This is a genomic window from Pseudomonas baetica (assembly GCF_019733355.1).
Classification (GTDB): domain Bacteria; phylum Pseudomonadota; class Gammaproteobacteria; order Pseudomonadales; family Pseudomonadaceae; genus Aquipseudomonas; species Aquipseudomonas baetica_A.
Genome location: NZ_JAIHLQ010000041.1, coordinates 36,777 through 56,353, shown reverse-complemented (window position 1 = coordinate 56,353; position 19,577 = coordinate 36,777). Strand labels below are relative to the sequence as shown.

The window sequence follows — 19,577 nt, the reverse complement described above, 5'->3', positions numbered from 1 at the left end:
GTCTTTAACCGATCCACTTCCTTCATGGTAAACACTCTCTCACGATGGGGCACAGGCAGTCTCCTTAGTGATGGCGGGTATCCTTCCATCAGACCGATTGTGCAATTTCAAATCAACCCAATCGTGAAATTACAACTCAACGCTTACAAATAACTGCGCAACTCCATTTTTTATGTTAAATAGCAGCCCAAGAAGTGAGCTATGGCGCGGCTTGCAGCTAGGTATCAGATGGCGACAATCTCGCCAATGCTGCGTTTAAAGTCGGCCTAGACACACCAAAGTGTTTTGCAACTTCGGCTTTCGTTATCTCTACATCCGACAGCATGGCCCTTGCCTTCCTGGCGTTGTCATCTGACATGGCCAAGGGCCGCCCACCGCGCCGCCCTCTTGCCCTTGCCGCCTCTAACCCGGCCCGTGTGCGCTCTTGCAGCCGTGCGCGTTCGTATTCAGCCAAGGCTGCAAACACATGGAACACTAGAGCCCCGTTCGCCGTTGTGGTGTCTATGTCGGGGTCGTCTCAGAAAACGGAAAATAAAGCACGCTAAGCGTGCGTGGAGGCTGGCACCCAGCGGTACAGCGTCGGAATGGACACGCCGAGGTTCTTGGCCACGTCCTTGGGCGGCACCCCGCTGGCCAGCAGCTTCTTGGCCGACTCGATCTTGCTGTCGGTCATCTTCGGCTTGCGGCCGCCTTTGCGGCCGAGCTGCTTGGCGACTTCCAGCCCGGCGCGGGTGCGCTCGACGGTCAGCTCGCGCTCCATTTCGGCAAGGCTCGCCATGACGTGGAAGAAGAACCGCCCGGATGGTGTGCCGGTGTCGATGGAGTCGGTGAGGCTCCTGAACTGGACACCGTGCTTGTGCAGATCGCCGACCAGATCGACCAGTTGCTTGACCGACCGGCCCAGCCGGTCGAGCTTCCAGACGACCAAAGTATCGCCTTCGCGCAGCATTTCGAGCGTCTTGGCCAAGCCAGGCCGGTCTGCCCGCGTGCCACTCACCTTGTCCTCGAAGACCTTTTTACATCCGGCCTTGCTCAAGGCTTCGCGTTGCAGCTCCAGGTTCTGATCCTGCGTCGAGACGCGCGCATAGCCAATCAACATGGCTTGTCTCGCGCCCGGTCGATGCGTTCCTGCATCGCCTGCATCACTTCTTCGTGGGTGTACGATCTGGCGTTGGCGTCGGTGGCTTGCCGCAGGGCTTCCTCAACCTCGCGCGTCATCCGCTCGTAATCCTCCGGCCACAGCGCTTGCTCCATGCGCAGCGACGCCTGACCCAGCAGGTGCAGCAGGCTGAACAGCCGCATGTCGTTGGTGGCGACGATGCGCTCCCGAATCTGCTCCTGAATAGCTTCGCTAGCCCGATGCGCTTGTGGTGTGGCAGTCCCCTCGTAGTCAGCGGGGAATTCCGCTTCCTCGGCAATCCTTGCCCAGGCGCTGGCCAGCGCCTCGATGGTTGACGTGCTCATTTCCGCCGCTCCTGTGCTCTTTGGCGAATCAACCGGCCAAGGGGCCTCGACGCGAAAACCAGCAGCATCACGCCTATCGGATACCAGGTCGAGAAGACCACCAAGGCATCGAAGGCTGGCCGTCCGGTGTTGGTAGGCAGTACGGCGGTCACAGCCATCAACCCGCCGACCGTCCAGATGATGCGCCACACGTAGGGCATCACGCGGGGCACGTAGCCGTCATCGAAAGCGGTCTGGTAGTAGCGGCGCAGGCCGCGCTCGGCAAGCGCCTGGCGCTGCCGCTCCGACAGCGCATCCGTCCGGCCATACCAGCGCCGGAATGGTGGACAGCGCAGCAGCAAAGGGGTGAAGAGGATCATCACCGCCACGATCGCGACACCCCACGCCATGACGGCGCCGGCATCGGGCCGCTTGGCGTTCTCGATCACGGGCGCGAAGACGCCCGGAGCACCGATCATCCAGAACAGCGCAATGTGCTGATGGAAGGAGAGCTTCATTTGCTCATCCACTTGCGCAGCAGGCGCTTTTTCAGGGAGGCGCGTTCTTGCGGGTTGCGTCCCTTGTGATTGGCGATGCGATCCGCCGTGGCGGCCTGGCGCTTGACGGGCCAGTAGGAGCGGCCATCCTTGCCCATCGACCAGACGCTGCTGGCCTGGTTTTCCAGCAGGGGCAGATGGGCGCTCAGGGCTTCGGGCGACGCGCTGGTCAGCGCCGTGCGCTCACGGGTGCGCCAGCGCTGATGCCAGAGCTTCTTGTCCTCGCGCTCGCTGCCGCAGGTCGTGTGCCCGACGATGGGTGTTTTGCGGCGGCTGCGGCTCATAACGTAGTGGTCTCCAAGAACATTCAGGACTGATCCCAGGCGTCGATGGTCAAGACCTGATCGGCAGGACAGGCGGCTACGCGGTCGGGAACTGGATGGTGTTCAGTCTCATGCCGACCCCATTCGATTGATCGCGTCGCTTGCGGCACGCTGCGACGCAAGGAGGTTTGCGACCTGGTTTAGCAGCCGTGTCCGCTGCATGTCTGTTACCTATCTCCCCGACCGCTCATTGGACCAACTCCAGAGATTGGGCTCTATCGCTCAGCCAATACGAAACCGGCATTGGCTGATGCCACAACCGAGACGAACACAAATGGCTCGGTACCTGTATTTCGCGCCCCGTGCACTTGGCCCGGTCTTGCCACGGCTATCTCACCTTCCCTGAGGGCACGAACAATCCCATTGCCCTGAAAGTAATCAGCCATTCCCGACAAAACAGTCCACGTGTCTTGGCCGTGAGGATGAATGTGAGCCGCAATTTCCTGCCCGGGATGGACATGCCAAACCACGATAATTGAGTCTCGGGTTTCAAGCACAACGGAACGAATAGGCTCGCCTTCGGACGGCTGAACATACTCGGCTACAGAAAATATTCTCGATTCAACAGTCATCGGAGATCCCTCTTTCACAGTGCCCCCAGACAGGCTGGATATGAGTTCTAACTCGAATTTGAACGGGAGGCTGGTCGTGCGGTCGTGCAGTTGCCGATGAGCGTGTCGGCTGCTGCCTCCTTGCCCACCAGCGAACTCACGTCCGTTGCGGCCATCCAGAAGGTCTTGCCCGAGCGCGGCTCATAGGTCGCGGGATCGAACACGCCAGAGGGGCCGAACATCGGCGGCTTGATTGGTCATGGCTCCATGCCTTTGTCGTTACGGTCTTCATCGTCGGCATCCTGACGCACGGCGGGCAATTGCTGGAGCAACGCCGGCAGCCATTCCTGTACCGTCTCCCACACCACATCGAGGTTGATGTCGAAATAGCCGTGAGCCATGCGATTACGCATATTGCGCATGCTGCGCCACGGCACGTCGGCATGCGCCTGGGTGAACTCGACGTAGCCATCCATCACCTTTGTGGCCGCCTCGCCGATGACGATCAGGCTCATGATGACGGCCTGCTGGGTGCGCTTGTCGGCCAAGAAGTCGTCCTTGGCCATCCCTTCCACGAAGCTGCGCGCATCGGTTGCGGCCTGCTGAATGTGGTCGAGGTAATCGGGCAGGCGGTTCTCGCTCATATCGGTTGCGCCTCCGCGAGCACCTTGGCCCGGAACTTCGGCGGCAGGTCGCCGGGAGTCAGCAGATCGACGTCAACGCCGAGCAGCGATTTCAGTTCTTCTTCCAAATCGCCCAAGTCCAACAACGTGGCACCGGGCAGCGCATCGACCAACAGGTCGAGGTCGCTGCCATCCCGGTCGGTGCCATGCAGCACCGAGCCGAAGACGCGCGGGTTCGCGGCGCGAAAGCGGCCTACCGCTTCACGCACTGCGCTTCGCTTCATGTCAAGCACAACAGACGGTCGCATGGGCATCCTTTCTTATCGAAACTCGTTGAGATGATATGCAATCAAGAATAGAATTTCAAGAACTATTTTCGAGAATCGCAATGCCTTGATTCCCGTGCCGCGCTGTCATTTTCAGAAGACGACTGCACGGAATATCAGGAGTCGGCTGCACTGGTGGATTGCAGCGCGGTGTACAGGGCCGTCTTGCTCACCTTGAGCCGTGTAGCGGCCTCTCGGACATTAAGCCCGTTGGCGATGTGCTCCCGCGCTCGCTGCAACTTGTCGGCGGTGACAACCGGCTTTCGCCCGCCCTTCCTCCCACGAGCGGCGGCGGCAGTCAACCCGGCCTTGGTGCGCTCGCGGATCAAGTCGCGCTCGAACTGGCCCAGCGCGCCGAACACGTGGAAGATGAGCCGCCCGCCTGGCGTGGTGGTGTCGATGGCTTCCGTCAGAGAACGGAAGCCGACGCCTCGCGCTTCCAGCGCGCCTATCGTTTCGATTAGGTGCGGCATAGAGCGCCCGAGCCGATCCAGCCGCCAGACGGCCAGCACGTCGCCGTCGCGCAGGTAGGCCAGCGCATCAGCCAAGCCGGGGCGGTCGGCCTTGGCCCCGGAAGCCGTGTCCTCGAAAACGCGCTCGCAGCCTGCCTTGCGTAGCGCATCCGTCTGCAAGGCGGTGTCCTGTTCCGCCGTCGATACCCGCGCATAGCCGATCAGTGCCATTTGCCGCCTCTCTTGTCCGTCATTCCGTCCGCCTATCTTAATGTCCGACAACCCGTTGTGCAATAACTTTGCTGGACAGTGTCCGGCATGGCCGACTAATGATCGTTTGACGGACATTGACGGTAAGGCATTTTTGCATTACTATGTGAAGCATCAACCTTGATTGCGAGGGCAAACCACCATGACCACATTGACCGTTACCGCACGGGGACAAGTGACGTTTCGGAAGGACGTACTGCAACACCTCGGCATCAGGCCAGGCGACAAGATCGAGCTGGACTTGTTGCCAGACGGTCGGGGCGTGCTCAAGGCGGCACGGCCCGCAGGGACGATAGCCAGCTTTGTCGGCCTGCTCGCGGGCAAGACGCAGAAGGTTGCCACCATCGAAGAAATCAACGAGGCGGCGGCGCAAGGCTGGGCAGGTAAGCAATGAAGGTCGCAGTCGATACCAACGTCCTTGTGCGTGCGGTTGTGCGTGACGATCCCGCACAAGCGGACGTTGCCGCCGCAGTCTTGACCGACGCCGAGTTGATCGCGGTCGCGCTGCCGTGCCTATGCGAATTTGTTTGGGTGCTGCTGCGTGTCTACGGCTTCCAGCAAGCCGACGCGGCCAGCGCGATCCGGGCACTACTGGCCGCCGCGAATGTGGAAGTGAACCGGCCTGCCGTGGAGGCTGGCTTGCTGGTGCTCGACGCGGGCGGAGACTTTGCCGATGGCGTCATTGCCTACGAAGGCAACTGGCTTGGCGGGGAAACCTTCGTTTCCTTCGATAAGAAGGCGGTGGCACTTCTCACGGCGCAAGGGCAATCAACGCGCCTTTTGTGACGGACATGAGCATGAACGAATTCCGCCGACTGGCCGCGAAGATCGACCAACACATGCAGCAGCTTGCCGCCCAGGGTGTCAGCGAGGCCCATGCCATCATCAATCGCATGATGGGGTACGGGCCTGACCTGCACAGGATTTGGGTCGGCACATCCGATCAGCAGCTCATGGCGCTGTCCCGCGAGTTCCCAGGGTTCTACCGCTACGCCCGCATCATGGAAGAGGCATCCGAAGCCGAGCGCCGCAAGGCTTCGCGGCCCTATGACGGCATGGCCGAGTTCTCCGAACAGCACAAGCAAATGGGCGCGCAACTGCTGACCACGGCGGCCACGCTTGAGCGTGGCTACCAGGCGTTTCGTGCGAGCGGCAGTCTCCAAGACTTCCGGCCTCAGCTCGACGAGCTGGGCCGCCTGCATCGGCAATGGCTGTCCGACCTGGAAGCCTTCAAAGACTCGCTGCGCACGCAGGGCGCAGAACCCAAGGTGCTGGAATACGTGAACGAGGCTTTCGGCCGCCTGGCCGAGCGCATCAAGCAGCTTGCCGGTTGATCGCCGGAATTTTCGGCGGTTCCGGCTTTGTCGCGCCGTGCACAAGAGTTCTGAGCAATTCCGATCTCTCGCGGCGCTTCGTGCATAGAACTTCTGACCGTTCCCGGTCAGAAGTTCTATGCACACACGGCGGCCAGCCCAGTGAACTGGTGCAGTCGCCTTCTGAAAACGACACGCGCCGGTTGCCTTGGCGGGCTTGTCACAAACCTACGTTTTCAAGAAGAAGGAAACCGCATGCCCCGCCGTTCGATCCTCTCCGCCGCCGAGCGCGAAAGCCTGCTGGCGTTGCCGGACACCAAGGATGAGTTGATCCGTCACTACACGTTCAGCGAAAGCGACCTCTCCATCATCCGGCAGCGGCGCGGCCCGGCCAATCGGCTGGGCTTCGCGGTGCAGCTCTGCTACCTGCGCTTTCCCGGCGTCATCCTTGGCGCTGATGAGCCACCGTTCCCGCCATTGCTGAGACTGGTCGCCAACCAGCTCAAGGTCGGCATCGAAAGCTGGGACGAGTACGGGCAGCGTGAGCAGACCCGACGCGAGCACCTGGTCGAGCTGCAAACGGTGTTCGGCTTCCAGCCGTTCACGATTGGCCACTACCGGCAGGCTGTCCAGTTGCTGACCGAGCTGGCCATGCAAACCGACAAGGGCATCGTGCTGGCCAGAGCCTTGATGGGGACGATAGAGAAAACGGAAAAAATCGTACGTTAAGCGTACGGCCTGTCAGGTTGAGGCCCTAGAGGTTGCCGGCGAGGCGTCAGAAAATGCTGGAATCGGCCCTATCCTGACGCGGCCCAAGGTTCCGGCCTGACGCCTAGTTAGGGCGTACCGATACGGTACAATTAATTTTTGAAATGGCGACAAACGGCTATTTTCTGGCGGTCGTATCACAGACCAATTCGATGCTATATTTACAATTTAACTGGGGGCGCTGGTAAGCGTAATGCAATACTACGCTAAGCGAGGCGAGACGATGATGCACAAGCATGGGATGGGCAGATAGGTTTTTTGAGGCTGTAAAAAAGTTAACACACTCACATGAAGGGGGTGAAATGGATACACGATTATTTGCATTCGTCGGCGGAGACAGCGGTCTTTGGCGGATCGTTGGAACCGAAACCATAGTTGGCAAGTCACTGCCTGAAGCCAAAAGGCTCAACGTAATATCTGCCTCAGAGTTGCAGCCCGAAACCAATGCACCCTGGGTACTTCGCGGAATAACAAGCAATGAACGGTATGTCATGCGCGAAGAGAAGAACGAAATTGTGGTGAAGCAGCAAGGGCTAGCGCGCCCAGAAGCAACTTGCGCTGCGTTGATACCGATCCGAAAAAACGCAGCTTGGTGGGAATTCACGCAAGACGAGCGCCGGAGCGTTTTCGAAAAGTCAAAGCACATCCAAATCGGGCTCAACTACTTGCCTGCAGTAGCGCGCAAGCTCCACCACTGCCGCGACCTCTCTGAAAATGAACCGTTCGATTTTCTCAATTGGTTCGAGTTCGCGCCAACCCATGAGGCTGAGTTCAACGCATTGCTTTCCGAACTGCGTGCAACAGAGGAATGGAAGTACGTTGACAGAGAAGTCGATATCCGTCTCGTGCGAGAGGCGGCGTAGGTCAATCCCCGTCTGACCGCTCAGAGGCGTTAGCGGGCAGCCGGCACTGCATCTATTGATTTTGGATAGCTTGGAACCCGGCATTTCACTTGCAATTAATTCGAGCACGCCGCCATGAAATGCGAGCCGCCGCCGTCGATTGCAAGCTCGTTTGCAGATAGCGTGAGCATCAGCGCGCCGTCAGTTGCAGTTAATTCGAGCCGAAAGCGGCGTCGAATGCGAGCACGCCCGTTTTCAAACGCGAGCCGCTACAACTACCTGGTGCCGCCCGCGAAATTCGCCAGCCTCAAGCAGGCCAGCGAATTGCCGCTGGCCGTGGCCACCGATTGCGACCAGTACCTGCATGACCGGCTGACGCTGCTGGAAACGCAGCTCGCCACCGTCAACCGCATGGCGCTGGCCAACGAGCTGCCGGACGCCATCATCACGGAGTCGGGCCTGAAGATCACGCCGCTCGATGCGGCGGTGCCCGATACCGCACAGGCCCTGATCGACCAGACGGCGATGATCCTACCGCACGTCAAGATCACCGAATTGCTGCTGGAGGTAGACGAATGGACGGGCTTCACCCGGCACTTCGCCCACCTGAAGTCAGGCGACCTGGCCAAGGACAAAAACCTGTTGCTGACCACGATCCTCGCCGACGCGATCAACCTGGGCCTGACCAAGATGGCGGAATCGTGCCCCGGCACGACCTACGCCAAGCTGGCCTGGCTGCAAGCCTGGCACATCCGCGACGAAACCTACGGGGCGGCACTGGCCGAGCTGGTCAACGCGCAGTTCCGACATCCCTTCGCCGAGCATTGGGGCGACGGCACCACGTCATCGTCGGACGGCCAGAACTTCCGCACCGGCAGCAAGGCCGAGAGCACCGGCCACATCAATCCGAAATACGGCAGCAGCCCAGGGCGGACGTTCTACACCCATATCTCCGACCAGTACGCGCCGTTCCACACCAAGGTCGTGAACGTCGGCGTGCGCGACTCGACCTACGTGCTCGACGGCCTGCTGTATCACGAATCCGACCTGCGGATCGAGGAGCACTACACCGACACGGCAGGGTTCACGGACCACGTCTTCGCGTTGATGCACCTGCTGGGCTTCCGCTTCGCCCCGCGCATTCGTGACCTGGGCGACACCAAGCTCTACATCCCGAAGGGCGATGCCACCTACGAGGCGTTGAAACCGATGATCGGCGGCACGCTCAACATCAAGCACGTCCGCGCCCATTGGGATGAAATCCTGCGGATGGCCACCTCGATCAAGCAGGGCACGGCGACGGCCTCGCTGATGCTCAGGAAGCTTGGCAGCTACCCGCGCCAGAACGGCCTGGCCGTCGCCCTGCGTGAGCTGGGACGCATCGAGCGCACACTGTTCATCCTGGACTGGCTGCAAAGCGTCGAGCTGCGCCGCCGCGTGCATGCCGGGCTGAACAAAGGCGAGGCGCGCAACGCGCTGGCCCGCGCCGTGTTCTTCAACCGCCTGGGGGAAATCCGCGACCGCAGCTTCGAGCAGCAGCGCTACCGGGCCAGCGGCCTCAACCTGGTGACGGCGGCCATCGTGCTATGGAACACGGTCTATCTGGAGCGGGCCGCGAACGCCTTGCGTGGCCACGGTCAAGCCGTCGATGACGGCCTGTTGCAGTACCTGTCGCCGCTCGGCTGGGAGCACATCAACCTGACCGGCGATTACCTCTGGCGCAGCAGCGCCAAGATCGGCGCGGGCAAGTTCAGGCCGCTACGGCCGCTGCAACCGGCTTAGCGTGCTTTATTTTCCGTTTTCTGAGACGACCCCTTTACTGTTCCATTGCTCCCCGAACCCCTATCTCAAGCCCTGCCCATCACGTCAACTATTTGTAAAATATTAGTTTACTTTAAATATGCATTCTCGCGTGCGAGAAACATCACTCAATGACCCGAAACTGTGCCCGCTTCTGCCTGGCCCGCGATTCGCTACTTGAGCAAGCAAGGGTAACTTTCCCAGCTAAGTCGCCGCCCTGGTCGGTGATTCTGAAGCCAGACCGACCAAGCAGGCGAAGTGCTGCGGCCAGCTCCTGGTCTTCAACGTCCAGATCCGGCGCGTCCTTACGCTTGCTCATTTCTTGCTGACCTTCCCCTTGACTGCTGGCTGGTCATAAGGCGCTGCCATTTTCCGAACCTGCTCGGCCAGTTCAGGCGGGAGCCAGACCATCACCGGCACCAACTCTTGCGCCTGGTGTTCCTCCAGGATCTTGCGAACCCGTTGCACGGCGGCATAGACAAGCTGGCGGGACACGTCAGATTGTCGCGCCAGATCCGAAGGTCGCACACCGTCAACCAATACCGCCTTGGCCATCTCAACAGTGCCGACAGCCAAACCGCGAAAGGCCGGGGAAACCTGTTCCCATTGGGCGGCTGTGTACTTTGGCTGCATTCGTTTTCTCCATAGGTGAAGCGCCCGCAGATCTGCCAGGCGCTTTTAGCGTTTTAGTGTGGTGGTGAACCGCGGGGCTGTCGATCAGCGAACACGGTTCCTGTAGCGCTCATGGTGATGCGCTCGACAATCATCTGATGCGTGAGGGTGGCCAACCCCAAGAAAGCCCAGTAGCGGCCATTACAGAGCGCATATATGCGCGTCAGATTTCCAACCTCGCACTTTTCGAGCTTGAACGAGTAAGTTTTGCCGTCAGCGGCGAAGTCCAGTACCGGCAGACGGGTTAGCGCGTAGTCATACCGCGCCTCTGTGATTTCTTGGGGCTGCGTACCTAACGCGGCTTCCTGGGCGATCAAAAACGCTTCTTCATCCCCCAGCACTACGCCGGGGTGGCAGACGCGCAACTCGGGCAGCATCAGCATTCGGCAACGGCTAGCCCACAAATTCGGCGCGATCTCCCGGGCGTAGTCAATGATCGAAGTTTGGCCGGGCACATAGAAAACTTTGGACATGGCTGTATCTCCTACCGCACAAGAACCGGGCGCACTCGGCGCCCGGTTGGGTGATTAAGCGGCCTGCTGAGTGCGCAGGGCCTGGGCCAGAACCCACAGGGCGCGATTCAGTTTCACGTCCTGGTCAATGCCACCAACGGCGCGGGTAGTCGCCCGGCGCCCTTGCTTGTTACGGCCACGCAAGCCCCCCTTGATCGAGTTTTCTTGAATGCGGTTGAAGGTAGTCCACAAATCGTTGTCGTAGTCCTGGACACGGCGCGGGCTGAGCAACTGGCTGGACGTCACCGGCGCCGGTCCCTCTTTCGGGTCGTAGCGGTAGGCCAGCGCGGCCATGGCGAAGGCTTCTTGCTCGTCCGGGCGCAGCTTGATTTGCTTCATGCACTCGCGCTGATCGTTCACGGCGTCGAACTGATTGAGCACTTCATAGGCTCCCTCGATCACGTCGCTGATTACGTCACCGCGACCGCTGTGCCGTACTTTCTGATCAATCGAGCAATCGCCGATTACCAGGCCATTGGCACAAACAAACCGGAACATACCCGCCATCATCTGGTAGCTGCTGGTGCCGTCATGGCTGTTCAGCAGAATGATTTCGTTCGCTTCCTTGTCCATGATGGTGTTGGCATGGCGCAGGCGCAGCATGTGTTTAGTGTGTTCGCGCTTGTCGGTGTTACGGACGCGAGTTTGGCACGCCATGAATGGCTGGAAGCCTTCGGCGCGCAGTGCGTCGAGCACCTTGATCGTTGGGATGTACAGGTAACGATCGGAGCGGCTGTCGTGCGCTTCCTCGGCAAAGATCGAAGGTGCAACGCTGGCAATCTGTTCATTGCTCAAGGCTGCATCGCTGCGGATCATGCAAGGGTTACGGAAGTTACTGGATAGACGCATTTTTGAATCTCCTTCGCAGAATTCCCGGAGCGGTTGCCGCCGCTATGTCCGGGTGTCGAGTCGTGATTGCTTCGACGGGGTTAGTATCTCAAACCCTGCGCACAACGTCAACTATTTGTAAAATATGATTGTACATATAATGCTTGTATTTGCGTGATTTATAAACTACAATTGGTCAATGAAAACGATCAAACAAACCGCCACGTTCATGACGTGGGAACGCAAGCTCAAAGATCACCGCGCAAAGGCGATCATTGCGGCGCGGGTCTTCCGGGTAGCTAACGGTCTTTTGGGTGACATTGAGCCGGTTGGCCAAGGCGTAAGCGAGTTGCGTATTCACTACGGCCCAGGCTACCGGGTCTATTTTCAGCAACGCGGCAATGAGCTTGTGCTGTTGTTGTGCGGTGGCGACAAAAGCAGCCAGGCACGCGATATAGAAACCGCCAAGATGCTTGCCAGTCAGTGGAGTGAGGACGAATGAAAGAGCCAATCTATGAATATGATCCAGCGGCAGCGCTGACCGATCCTGAAAGCATTGCCATTTTTATGAGTGATGCTTTTGAAACCGGTGACGCTGGCTACATTGCCAAGGCGCTAGGCGTTGTTGCCCGCGCAAAAGGCATGACAGAGCTGGCCAAAGAGTCCGGTTTGTCCCGTGAGCAGCTTTACCGCTCATTCAGCGATAAGGGCAATCCAACCCTAAAAACCATGCTGGCCGTCATGCGTGCTGTCGGCCTCGATCTGACAACCCGGCAACACGCACACCCTTGATTCTCGCGTGCGAGAAAAGCGGCGATTTGCTTGACGCCGCCGCTCTCGCGGGCTGCTTCGAGGCCGAGTGTTAGAGCGGTAAACAAACGCTTTTCAGCCGTCCGCGAAGCGGGCGCAGCAAACCCCCTCGATCTGGAACGCGCTGCCGCTGGTGGTCTGCTCGTCAGCGTCGGTCGGTCGCGGTAAGCCCGGACTATCCAGAGCCTGGCCGCGTGCAATGGGACCGTGGAATACCGCAGGCCCAGCTTCACCGGGCCGAGGATATGCCGCGAAAGCCCGTTGCAGGCAAGGCCTGGCGGCGGATAGGCCATTGGGGCGATCCGCTACCAACCGATGTTGATGAGCCACCTGGTGAACGTGGAAGGTCGGGCAAGCCGTCCTGCAGGACGGCGCGCAGGCGAAGGCCGGAGGCAAGCGGAGCGCGCAGCCCGGAACGGGCGAAGGCGTGAGGATTGAAGCCCGAAGGGGCAAGACCTGGCAGCTCCATCGCCAGGGCTTGATTCACGAAAGCCGCCTCCAAAGGGGCACGCACGATCAGTTCAATCCGCGTTGTTGTTTCGGGCTATCAAACGATTGGGCCATGCATTCCCGTGTAGATCAGACCATCCCTAACGGTTGTACCGGCGTCGGTGTGCGAAACATAGAGAATGGCTACCTACAAGCCCTGTATATCTGTACACTAACGCAAATGCACAGACATCTGCGGGGCGCACTTCATGCGATTCACTGACACTAAGAGCGAAACCTTGAACCTACGAGTATCCCCAGCCTTCAAGCTGGCCTTGAAGGAAGCCGCCGACCACGAGCAACGGAGTATGGTTAACATGCTGGAAGTACTACTCGGGGAGTATTGCGACCGCAAGGGCATCATACCCGCAGTCCAGCCGGACTCGACGTCTCCCGCCCATACGCGAGCACGTGCTGGCAGTAAGGGCCATGTTGGAGCCGCAACATGACTTTCCGCTACATCGGTTCGAAGTCCAGGCTCATCGACCAAATCATCGGCTACATCGGCCCGCCAAAAAAGGGTGCCTTTTTTGTGGACGCCTTCTGCGGAACGGGTGTGGTGGCAGAGGCCGCCGCAGCACTAGGCTGGAACGTGCGCATCAACGATAACCTGCACTCGGCGGTGATCTCCGCCGGAGCACGGCTGATCAGCCAAGAGCAAGCTGCGTTCAAGAAGCTAGGTGGTTACTCCAAGGCCATATCCACACTCAACGCGGCTACGCCTAGACATGGCTTTATGTGGCGTGAATACAGTCCAGCTTCGCTTGAATCGTGCGGCATTGAGCGTCGGTACTTCACCGAAGAGAATGCGGCGCGGATCGATGCCATGCGGTCCCAGATCGGAGATTGGAGCCAGGCGGGCACCATCGATGAAGCCGAACAACGGCTATTGATCGCAGACCTCTTTGGCGCCCTTAACCGTGTTGCCAATATTGCAGGCACGTTTGGTTGCTTCCTCTCTAAATGGACCAATCAATCCCAAGATAAGATCGCTATGCGGTGCAGAGAGCTAAAATCCAGCAGCGTTTGCGTTGAGGCGACGGTGGGTGATGTGTTCGACGTATCCAATTGCGCCCAAGACCTAGTGTACTTGGACCCTCCATACACTAAGCGTCAGTACGCCAGCTACTACCACATTCTTGAAACTGTGGCCCTCGGAGATGAACCCGAGGTGGAGGGCGTTGCGGGCCTGCGGCCTTGGAAGGACCGAGCTTCGGACTTCTGCTACAAGACCCGCGCTCTCCAAACGCTTTCGCGTCTAGTGCATGGTTTGAAAGCTGAGAAAGTGCTGCTCTCATATAGTAGTGAAGGGCATATATCTATGCCGGACATGAAAGCCGAACTCTCCAAGATCGGGAAGTCCACAATGCACCCCCTGGGAGCTATCGGTCGCTATCGACCCAATAAGGTAGCAAGTAGCGCGGCATCTGATGTTAACGAATTCTTAGTGGTGGTGGAGCGACCATTCATGCAACCGTCTAAGGTCGAAAGTAAGTTTGTCAAAGCTACTGAGTCCCTCCTCGTCGAGGGCTATGCATGAGTGCTCCTCGGCCCGTGGAAGCGGAATACCTAGCCCCAGCAGAGGCGGCCCTCACTAGGGCTGTGGGCGGTGCACATGGTCCTGCGAGCTTTGAGCTCAGACTCCAAGTGTTGGAGGCGGCCTCGGCGCGCTTTGGCGGGTTCGACCTAGGGGACTTTCAGGAAGCCTTTGGGGTGCACAGCAAGAAGCCAACAGCTGAGCTCTTGGAGCTAGCGGCTCCTGTGGTAAGCGCTATTGAGTCTTCGCCGATCCACCATGCTTTGGCCCTAAGTGCTTTGGCGCGTGAGGCTTTGCATGAACAGGATAGAAAGAATACGGGGGCTTATCACACTGACTTTCGCTTGGCGACAAGACTGGCGCAGCTTGCAGCGCCCAAGCTGACACACAACAGCAGAGTGATTGATCCCGCAAGTGGGGCGGGGATTTTGCTTGCTGCATTGACCCATACCGTCTGCGGAATGGATCGAGCAAAGGCTGCGCATTGGCTCGCTCATGGTGTATGTGCTGCGGATCTATCGGTCAACTCCCTGCGTGCGGCCTTGTTGAGTCTGGCGTCGTTCACGGACGATGTTGCGGCACTCAAAGCGATGCGGGCCCGTTGGTATTGCGGCGACAGCCTGATGGCGGACTCTAAGGTCTGGGCTAGCATGGCTCCCGGAGGCTTCGATGCGGTCATTGGCAATCCGCCCTGGGAGAAGGTCAAGCTCTCTCGACACGAATTCTTGAAGTCCTCGGGCACCCAGCGACATTACGGTGCCCAGATTCATGGGCTCGATGAAGAGCGTTTTGCGGCTCAGCGTGATGAGGTCGTTAACTACTCTCGGCGGCTACTGGCACGGTACCCCGACTTGGGCAATGGCGAGCCAGACCTCTACATTGCCTTTACGGACCTTTTCTTTGAGCTATGCAAAGAGCAAGGCATCGTAGCCGCACTCATCCCTGGGGGCCTCATACGCTCGCAGGGCACCCAAGCTATGCGTCAGAAGATCTTCCACGCCAGCCAGAGCGTTTCCTTGTCGATCATAGACAATCGCGCTCGGTTCTTCGCTATCGATACGCGCTTTAAGTTCTTAGCCATCGTCTTAGTGAAGGCGGGTATCGAAAAGAGTAAGCGCGAGCCAATCCAACTGCTGCACGAGCGTGGTACGCCTACAGCCTTGGAGACGACCGGCAGCACAACCATCGGTCGTGCTGCACTGGCAGCCGTAAGGCCTGACCTCAGTCTGCCTGAAGTCCGTAGCGTTGCCGAGTGGAAGCTCTTTTCCAAGATCTCTGAAGCTGGCACTTCATGGGACGAGCCGGGTTGCGGCTGGACCCCGAAGTTCTGCCGGGAGGTCGACATGACCAAGGAGCGGCCTAAGTTCATGGGGCGTGCGACGGCTGGGGCACTGCCTCTGGTTGAGGGCCGGATGGTTCAGACTCACCGCTTTGGCGTGAAGGGGCATATCTCGGGAACCGGCCGCAGCGCTGTGTGGGAAGCCTACCCCATTGGTGGCTCACGCCTCTCACCGCAGTTTTGGATTCGTCCCGAGGACATGCCTCTAGGCAACCAGCATCGAACAGACTTGCTGCGGGTGGGTTTTTGCGACATCGCGGGCCAGACCAACGAGCGTTCCCTTATGGCCGCCTTGATCCCACCAGGCGTAATCTGTGGCAACAAGGTGCCCACAATCCTCTTTCCTGAGGATACTTCCGAAGAACGGCTTCAAGTCTGGACGGCTATTGCCAACAGCTTCGCCTTTGATTGGATGCTAAGGCGAGTTCTCACTACGACGGTGAACTATTTCCTGCTACAAAGCGTTCCGCTGCCCAAACTGGCGAAGAATGGACTTCCTTGGATGAAGCTAGTAAGCGCAACACGCGAACTGCAAACGCTAGATAAAGCAGGGAGTACAAGTGCGACCTATGAGCGCATGGCGCAACTCCGAGGCGAGATTGATACCGAGGTTGCGGTGGCTTATGGGCTCGATTTGAACGACATGGAGTTGGTGCTCCACGATTTTCCGATTTTGGATCGGGGCCAAATCGCATTGCCTACGGAGTCTAAATCCACGATCACCCGAGATAGCGTCTTGGCAGCGATGGCAAAGCGCACGGGAATTCGATCTACTGAGTGGCAGCGCCGTGCGGTTGAGGCACGTGCGTTGGGGGCGAGAGCTTACGTGCCCTCAGAGCTCGCCCTAGGTGGCGAAGTAACCGAAGAAAAAGGAACCAGAAGTAATGGCTAACGAGGCAGGGCAGGTAGCCCGCATCCTCTATAAGGAACTTGTAGAAGGCGATTTGCGAAAACTTCAAGCGAAGTCCAATGACGCAGATACGGGCGGTGGGGCTCGGGATTTCCGTTTTGGCTCTTACAAAACGCTGCTGCCTGTTATTAAGCAGATGTTCCCGCAAATCGTCAAAGAGAACCGTAAGCGCGGCGGACAGATCGTGCAAATCGACGTGTTCAAGGGGGCCTTCTATTGGCTCGACGCAAACGGGGTTGCCCAGAACAAGGACGCCTTCTTCGAGCCGCCTACTGATGTGCGACCCCAAGAAGGACGCATTTCCAGGGTGCACGAGTACCCTTGTTTTGACGCGAGCAATGTCAAGATCGGCGTGGGGAATCGAGTACTGCTTTTGCTAATCCAACTGGATGACGGCTCTGTGTGGCCGTACTACGCAGAAGAAAGGTCCTTGCGGACACCTCTTGCTTGGCACGCCGTGGTTGCCAAGGAGCTTCTGAACTGCATGGACGCCGAACGCCCTGTGAATCAAGCGGTGATCGGGTATCGAGACTTCGTCAACCCGGGCAGATACTGCAATGGCAAGTGAAGAATGCAAACAGGCCTTAAAGCTTCTGGCCCGTTCTCGAAACGTCCTAATCTCTGGGCCGCCTGGCACAGGCAAATCGAAACTGCTCTCAGAGGTTGCGTTGGCCTTTGAGACGGCCTTTGGAGTTGTAACCGCAGGCGGGCTGCCCAAGCTAAACCCCAAGGGGGGTATACCAATTCCACCTGCGGTAGGAAGAGCCGAAAAGGACATACCCGCGCCTACCATGACCGACCGCAAGGTCTTTCGCACGGTGTTCCACCAGAACTCAAAATACCGCGATTTCTTATCGGGCATCACGCCAGCGGTCAATAAGGGGGCGGGGGGGCCTGATTTCGTCATAGTCAAGGGCACGCTCTACCGTGCCAGTGAGCATGCTAAGTCTGCCAATGGAGCAGCCTTGCTCATCATCGATGAGATCAACCGTGGGCCTGCCGTACAGGTATTTGGCGGTGCCATCGTGGCGATTGAGTCTGACAAACGTCTAGCACCTGATGGGTCTAAACGAGCCGAGACCCAATACTTTGAAGTACTCGATCCGAGCTCTGGCGATGTGGTCGAATACGCATTACCGCACGACCTATACATCCTGGCTGCGATGAACCAAGCAGATGCCTCGGTGGAGCCACTGGATGTGGCCTTCTTACGGCGCTGGGAGCCGCTGCGACTAGAGCCGGATGAAGAGGCTCTAAGAAGCTATTACGAGCTAGGAGCGAAGGATGCCAACGTTTTACTCAATGCACCTGCCGCTGTGTCTGATGCCTTGGAGACTTCCGTAAGGGCGTGGGTTGCGGTTAACGAGCAAATTGCTCTGGGCCGTGGCCCTGAATTTCAAATCGGCCACGGGGTGCTCATGTCGCACATTAAGCCGCAGACACTGCCCTTGTCTGAGGCATTAAGCACGCTATGTGTGGGCTGGGCCAAGGTGCGAGCGCACGTCGAGGAGGTCTTCTTCGGGGACACCCGTGGGATCGCCGCAGCACTGAATGCGTTGGATGGGCCCGCTTTTAACCCTTTCAAACTCACAGAAACAACCTTTGCGGATGATCTTCGGTTCAGGCTTGAGGGTCCGACGAACTTCAATGAAACCAACATCTATCCCGCCTTAAGGGCCTTTGCTAGGGAGTAGCGTGTGGCTCACAACCGAATACGGTTTTCGCTTGTCGAGTACGGCGCGCCAGTTGATCTGAGCCGCGAAATTAGTGCGGCCATTGGGATGGATCGCACTAAGGCCAACAGTCTCTTGACGGATGCAGGCAACCGCGCTGCTTCGAGCTTAGGGCTTAAGTACAATCCTATCAGCGTGGACGCCAAGGGGGTACGCGCCATCGATTTTGCAGGTCTTATCAGGCTAGCCCCCTCATTGGAACTAGAAGTGGCGCCCAAGTTCTTAGGACTCGATGACGCCGACGCCGCCTGGCGAGAAGACTTCTTCTTTCTGTCCACCCTCTCACGACACGGGCGGCTGCTCGCTGCCGAGAGCCTGTCGGCCTCTGGTGGCACTCCTCGTGACCTCTCCACTTTGGTAGCCCGATCGATCACGAGCATGTACGAGGCACGCCAGCGCCGGCCATTGCGCAGCTATCGCAGAGTTAAGGAGGTGGACTTCTTCATCGATGGAGATCCCGATCCTGTAGATCTCATCTTTCCATCGCCCGATGGCTTCGAACAAGATCTCATCCGATTTGATCGACGCAACGGATGGAATGCAGACATCGTGGCTGCAGCCAGGGAGTTATTGCCCGAAGTAAGCGATCCTTCGGCTGCAAGCTCTCTAGTCCGCCTGATCGAGGACCTTTCGCCGCAAAGCGCCCCAGCTAATCGTCGAAAGGCCATCCCCGCGAGGCACAGGGCTTGGAAGCCTCTACACGAGCTCTCTCTCGACGTACTTGCAGGCCTAGGGATGAACTACAAGCAGGGTCAGGCTCATGCACCTGGATACCTTGTGGCAACTTGGCGCGTGTGGGAAGACTTGCTGACTGTAGCTGCGCGACTTGCCTTTGGTCGCTCTGCCGTGGTTACGCAAAAGGGCTTCACCCTAGGCTCCAAAACCAAGATAAGTACCGGAACCGTGAGCAAGATGTCAGTCTTTCCTGACATTGTAATCGAGGCTTATGGTGCGATACCCAGGATGATTTTGGACGCCAAATACAAAGGTCATGTGGAGCGCGGGCAACTTCGCATTTCCGAAGCGGATATCTACGAGGCTATGGCCTTTTCTAAAGCCACGGGCTGCAATCTGGTAGTGCTCGCTTACCCTGCCCTACCCGGCGACGAGCCGCAACCTGTGGGCACTTGTACTGTATTTGAAAGGGCCCAAGTAGATATGGTGGAAATAGTGGGAATTCAGATCGAGACCCGGCTCATTTCCAAGACTGGGGCGCTAAGAAAATTTGCCACCAATCTGGCCGCTGGGGTATCTGCCGCCTTCGCCTAACGTCGTGGGAAAATTGCGGGTGCCGGGGTAGAATGTCAGAACGGTCTTTTGCTCCTTCGCAGAAACCTAGAAACCCGCAAGCATTGCCGTGCTGCGGGTTTCGTCGTTTCAGGCTGGATAATTGCAAGGACTTGGGTCGCGGTAGGGATGGCAGTTACCCTTGTTACTTCGGGCAGCTTTACGTACACGGGGTTCGGGGAGCAATGGAAC

The 19,577-nt window shown here is 58.5% G+C and carries 24 protein-coding genes and 2 pseudogenes; 13 read left to right on the top strand and 13 right to left on the bottom strand.

The genetic code is table 11. The annotated features are described in order from the left end of the window. Window positions 1–217 precede the first annotated feature (217 nt). The 9 genes from K5E40_RS28080 to K5E40_RS28040 all read right to left on the bottom strand — a co-directional run bounded on the left by K5E40_RS28080 (window position 218) and on the right by K5E40_RS28040 (window position 4,506). Window positions 218–505 carry a recombinase family protein gene (locus K5E40_RS28080; protein WP_079384449.1) on the bottom strand — a complete coding sequence of 96 codons (288 nt, stop codon included), beginning with the start codon at window positions 503–505 and terminating at the stop codon, window positions 218–220. A gap of 36 nt (window positions 506–541) precedes the next feature. After that, a complete protein-coding gene (locus tag K5E40_RS28075) occupies window positions 542–1,099 on the bottom strand; it encodes a recombinase family protein (RefSeq protein ID WP_003100847.1) in 558 nt (185 codons plus the stop codon). Continuing rightward, entirely contained in the window at window positions 1,093–1,464 is a 372-nt protein-coding gene (locus tag K5E40_RS28070) for a hypothetical protein (RefSeq protein WP_003100853.1), read from the bottom strand. Before K5E40_RS28070 ends, K5E40_RS28075 begins: the two co-directional genes overlap by 7 nt. Further along, window positions 1,461–1,961: a hypothetical protein gene (locus tag K5E40_RS28065; protein ID WP_003100856.1), complete on the bottom strand. Its 501-nt coding sequence runs from the start codon at window positions 1,959–1,961 to the stop codon at window positions 1,461–1,463. The genes K5E40_RS28070 and K5E40_RS28065 overlap by 4 nt, the downstream gene beginning before the upstream one ends. Then, window positions 1,958–2,284, bottom strand: a complete 327-nt coding sequence (locus K5E40_RS28060) for a hypothetical protein (protein WP_003100858.1) — start codon at window positions 2,282–2,284, stop codon at window positions 1,958–1,960. The genes K5E40_RS28065 and K5E40_RS28060 overlap by 4 nt, the downstream gene beginning before the upstream one ends. Window positions 2,285–2,538: 254 nt before the next feature. Then, window positions 2,539–2,895, bottom strand: a complete 357-nt coding sequence (locus K5E40_RS28055) for a cupin domain-containing protein (RefSeq protein ID WP_003465043.1) — start codon at window positions 2,893–2,895, stop codon at window positions 2,539–2,541. A 236-nt stretch (window positions 2,896–3,131) separates the two neighbouring features. Beyond that, complete coding sequence (locus tag K5E40_RS28050) at window positions 3,132–3,518, bottom strand: DUF86 domain-containing protein (protein WP_003100872.1); 387 nt, start codon at window positions 3,516–3,518, stop codon at window positions 3,132–3,134. Then, window positions 3,515–3,805, bottom strand: a complete 291-nt coding sequence (locus tag K5E40_RS28045; protein WP_001247892.1) for a nucleotidyltransferase family protein — start codon at window positions 3,803–3,805, stop codon at window positions 3,515–3,517. The genes K5E40_RS28050 and K5E40_RS28045 overlap by 4 nt, the downstream gene beginning before the upstream one ends. Window positions 3,806–3,939: 134 nt before the next feature. After that, a complete protein-coding gene (locus tag K5E40_RS28040) occupies window positions 3,940–4,506 on the bottom strand; it encodes a recombinase family protein (protein ID WP_003159185.1) in 567 nt (188 codons plus the stop codon). A gap of 181 nt (window positions 4,507–4,687) precedes the next feature. On the opposite strand from K5E40_RS28040, the gene K5E40_RS28035 reads away from it, so the two are divergent. From K5E40_RS28035 to K5E40_RS28010, 6 genes and pseudogenes are all read left to right on the top strand, one after another. Further along, window positions 4,688–4,939, top strand: coding sequence for an AbrB/MazE/SpoVT family DNA-binding domain-containing protein (locus tag K5E40_RS28035; RefSeq protein WP_003108276.1), 252 nt, complete (start codon window positions 4,688–4,690; stop codon window positions 4,937–4,939). Beyond that, complete coding sequence (locus K5E40_RS28030; RefSeq protein ID WP_003159186.1) at window positions 4,936–5,331, top strand: type II toxin-antitoxin system VapC family toxin; 396 nt, start codon at window positions 4,936–4,938, stop codon at window positions 5,329–5,331. The genes K5E40_RS28035 and K5E40_RS28030 overlap by 4 nt, the downstream gene beginning before the upstream one ends. Window positions 5,332–5,342: 11 nt before the next feature. Next, window positions 5,343–5,879, top strand: a complete 537-nt coding sequence (locus K5E40_RS28025; RefSeq protein WP_003159187.1) for a hypothetical protein — start codon at window positions 5,343–5,345, stop codon at window positions 5,877–5,879. A gap of 234 nt (window positions 5,880–6,113) precedes the next feature. Further along, window positions 6,114–6,581: pseudogene (locus tag K5E40_RS28020) on the top strand (DUF4158 domain-containing protein); the annotation flags it as partial. 347 nt (window positions 6,582–6,928) lie between these two features. Then, on the top strand, window positions 6,929–7,489 hold the full coding sequence (locus K5E40_RS28015) for a chlorite dismutase family protein (protein WP_002718009.1): 561 nt from the start codon (window positions 6,929–6,931) through the stop codon (window positions 7,487–7,489). 252 nt (window positions 7,490–7,741) lie between these two features. Next, window positions 7,742–9,250: pseudogene (locus K5E40_RS28010) on the top strand (Tn3-like element ISPa38 family transposase); the annotation flags it as partial. A gap of 142 nt (window positions 9,251–9,392) precedes the next feature. Here K5E40_RS28010 and K5E40_RS28005 read toward each other — a convergent pair. From K5E40_RS28005 to K5E40_RS27990, 4 genes are read right to left on the bottom strand one after another with little or no spacing between them, the layout of a single operon-like run. Further along, entirely contained in the window at window positions 9,393–9,587 is a 195-nt protein-coding gene (locus K5E40_RS28005) for a hypothetical protein (RefSeq protein ID WP_169906928.1), read from the bottom strand. Beyond that, window positions 9,584–9,901 (bottom strand): TrfB-related DNA-binding protein, encoded by a 318-nt coding sequence (locus K5E40_RS28000; protein WP_153355433.1) that lies wholly within the window; start codon window positions 9,899–9,901, stop codon window positions 9,584–9,586. The genes K5E40_RS28005 and K5E40_RS28000 overlap by 4 nt, the downstream gene beginning before the upstream one ends. A gap of 53 nt (window positions 9,902–9,954) precedes the next feature. Beyond that, window positions 9,955–10,413, bottom strand: coding sequence for a hypothetical protein (locus tag K5E40_RS27995; RefSeq protein WP_169906927.1), 459 nt, complete (start codon window positions 10,411–10,413; stop codon window positions 9,955–9,957). A 54-nt stretch (window positions 10,414–10,467) separates the two neighbouring features. After that, entirely contained in the window at window positions 10,468–11,301 is an 834-nt protein-coding gene (locus K5E40_RS27990) for a DUF932 domain-containing protein (protein WP_095030904.1), read from the bottom strand. A gap of 178 nt (window positions 11,302–11,479) precedes the next feature. On the opposite strand from K5E40_RS27990, the gene K5E40_RS27985 reads away from it, so the two are divergent. The 7 genes from K5E40_RS27985 to K5E40_RS27955 all read left to right on the top strand — a co-directional run bounded on the left by K5E40_RS27985 (window position 11,480) and on the right by K5E40_RS27955 (window position 19,367). Then, window positions 11,480–11,782: a type II toxin-antitoxin system RelE/ParE family toxin gene (locus K5E40_RS27985; RefSeq protein WP_153355430.1), complete on the top strand. Its 303-nt coding sequence runs from the start codon at window positions 11,480–11,482 to the stop codon at window positions 11,780–11,782. Further along, window positions 11,779–12,072 (top strand): addiction module antidote protein, encoded by a 294-nt coding sequence (locus tag K5E40_RS27980; RefSeq protein WP_032901693.1) that lies wholly within the window; start codon window positions 11,779–11,781, stop codon window positions 12,070–12,072. The genes K5E40_RS27985 and K5E40_RS27980 overlap by 4 nt, the downstream gene beginning before the upstream one ends. 952 nt (window positions 12,073–13,024) lie before the next feature. Next, complete coding sequence (locus tag K5E40_RS27975) at window positions 13,025–14,119, top strand: DNA adenine methylase (RefSeq protein ID WP_153355428.1); 1,095 nt, start codon at window positions 13,025–13,027, stop codon at window positions 14,117–14,119. A 173-nt stretch (window positions 14,120–14,292) separates the two neighbouring features. Continuing rightward, window positions 14,293–16,347 carry a class I SAM-dependent methyltransferase gene (locus K5E40_RS27970; protein WP_260456093.1) on the top strand — a complete coding sequence of 685 codons (2,055 nt, stop codon included), beginning with the start codon at window positions 14,293–14,295 and terminating at the stop codon, window positions 16,345–16,347. Next, a complete protein-coding gene (locus tag K5E40_RS27965; protein WP_153355424.1) occupies window positions 16,340–16,933 on the top strand; it encodes a hypothetical protein in 594 nt (197 codons plus the stop codon). The genes K5E40_RS27970 and K5E40_RS27965 overlap by 8 nt, the downstream gene beginning before the upstream one ends. Before the next feature lie 223 nt (window positions 16,934–17,156). After that, entirely contained in the window at window positions 17,157–18,059 is a 903-nt protein-coding gene (locus K5E40_RS27960) for an AAA family ATPase (RefSeq protein ID WP_233086232.1), read from the top strand. A 3-nt stretch (window positions 18,060–18,062) separates the two neighbouring features. Then, window positions 18,063–19,367: a 5-methylcytosine restriction system specificity protein McrC gene (locus tag K5E40_RS27955; RefSeq protein ID WP_169906924.1), complete on the top strand. Its 1,305-nt coding sequence runs from the start codon at window positions 18,063–18,065 to the stop codon at window positions 19,365–19,367. Window positions 19,368–19,577: the final 210 nt, after the last annotated feature.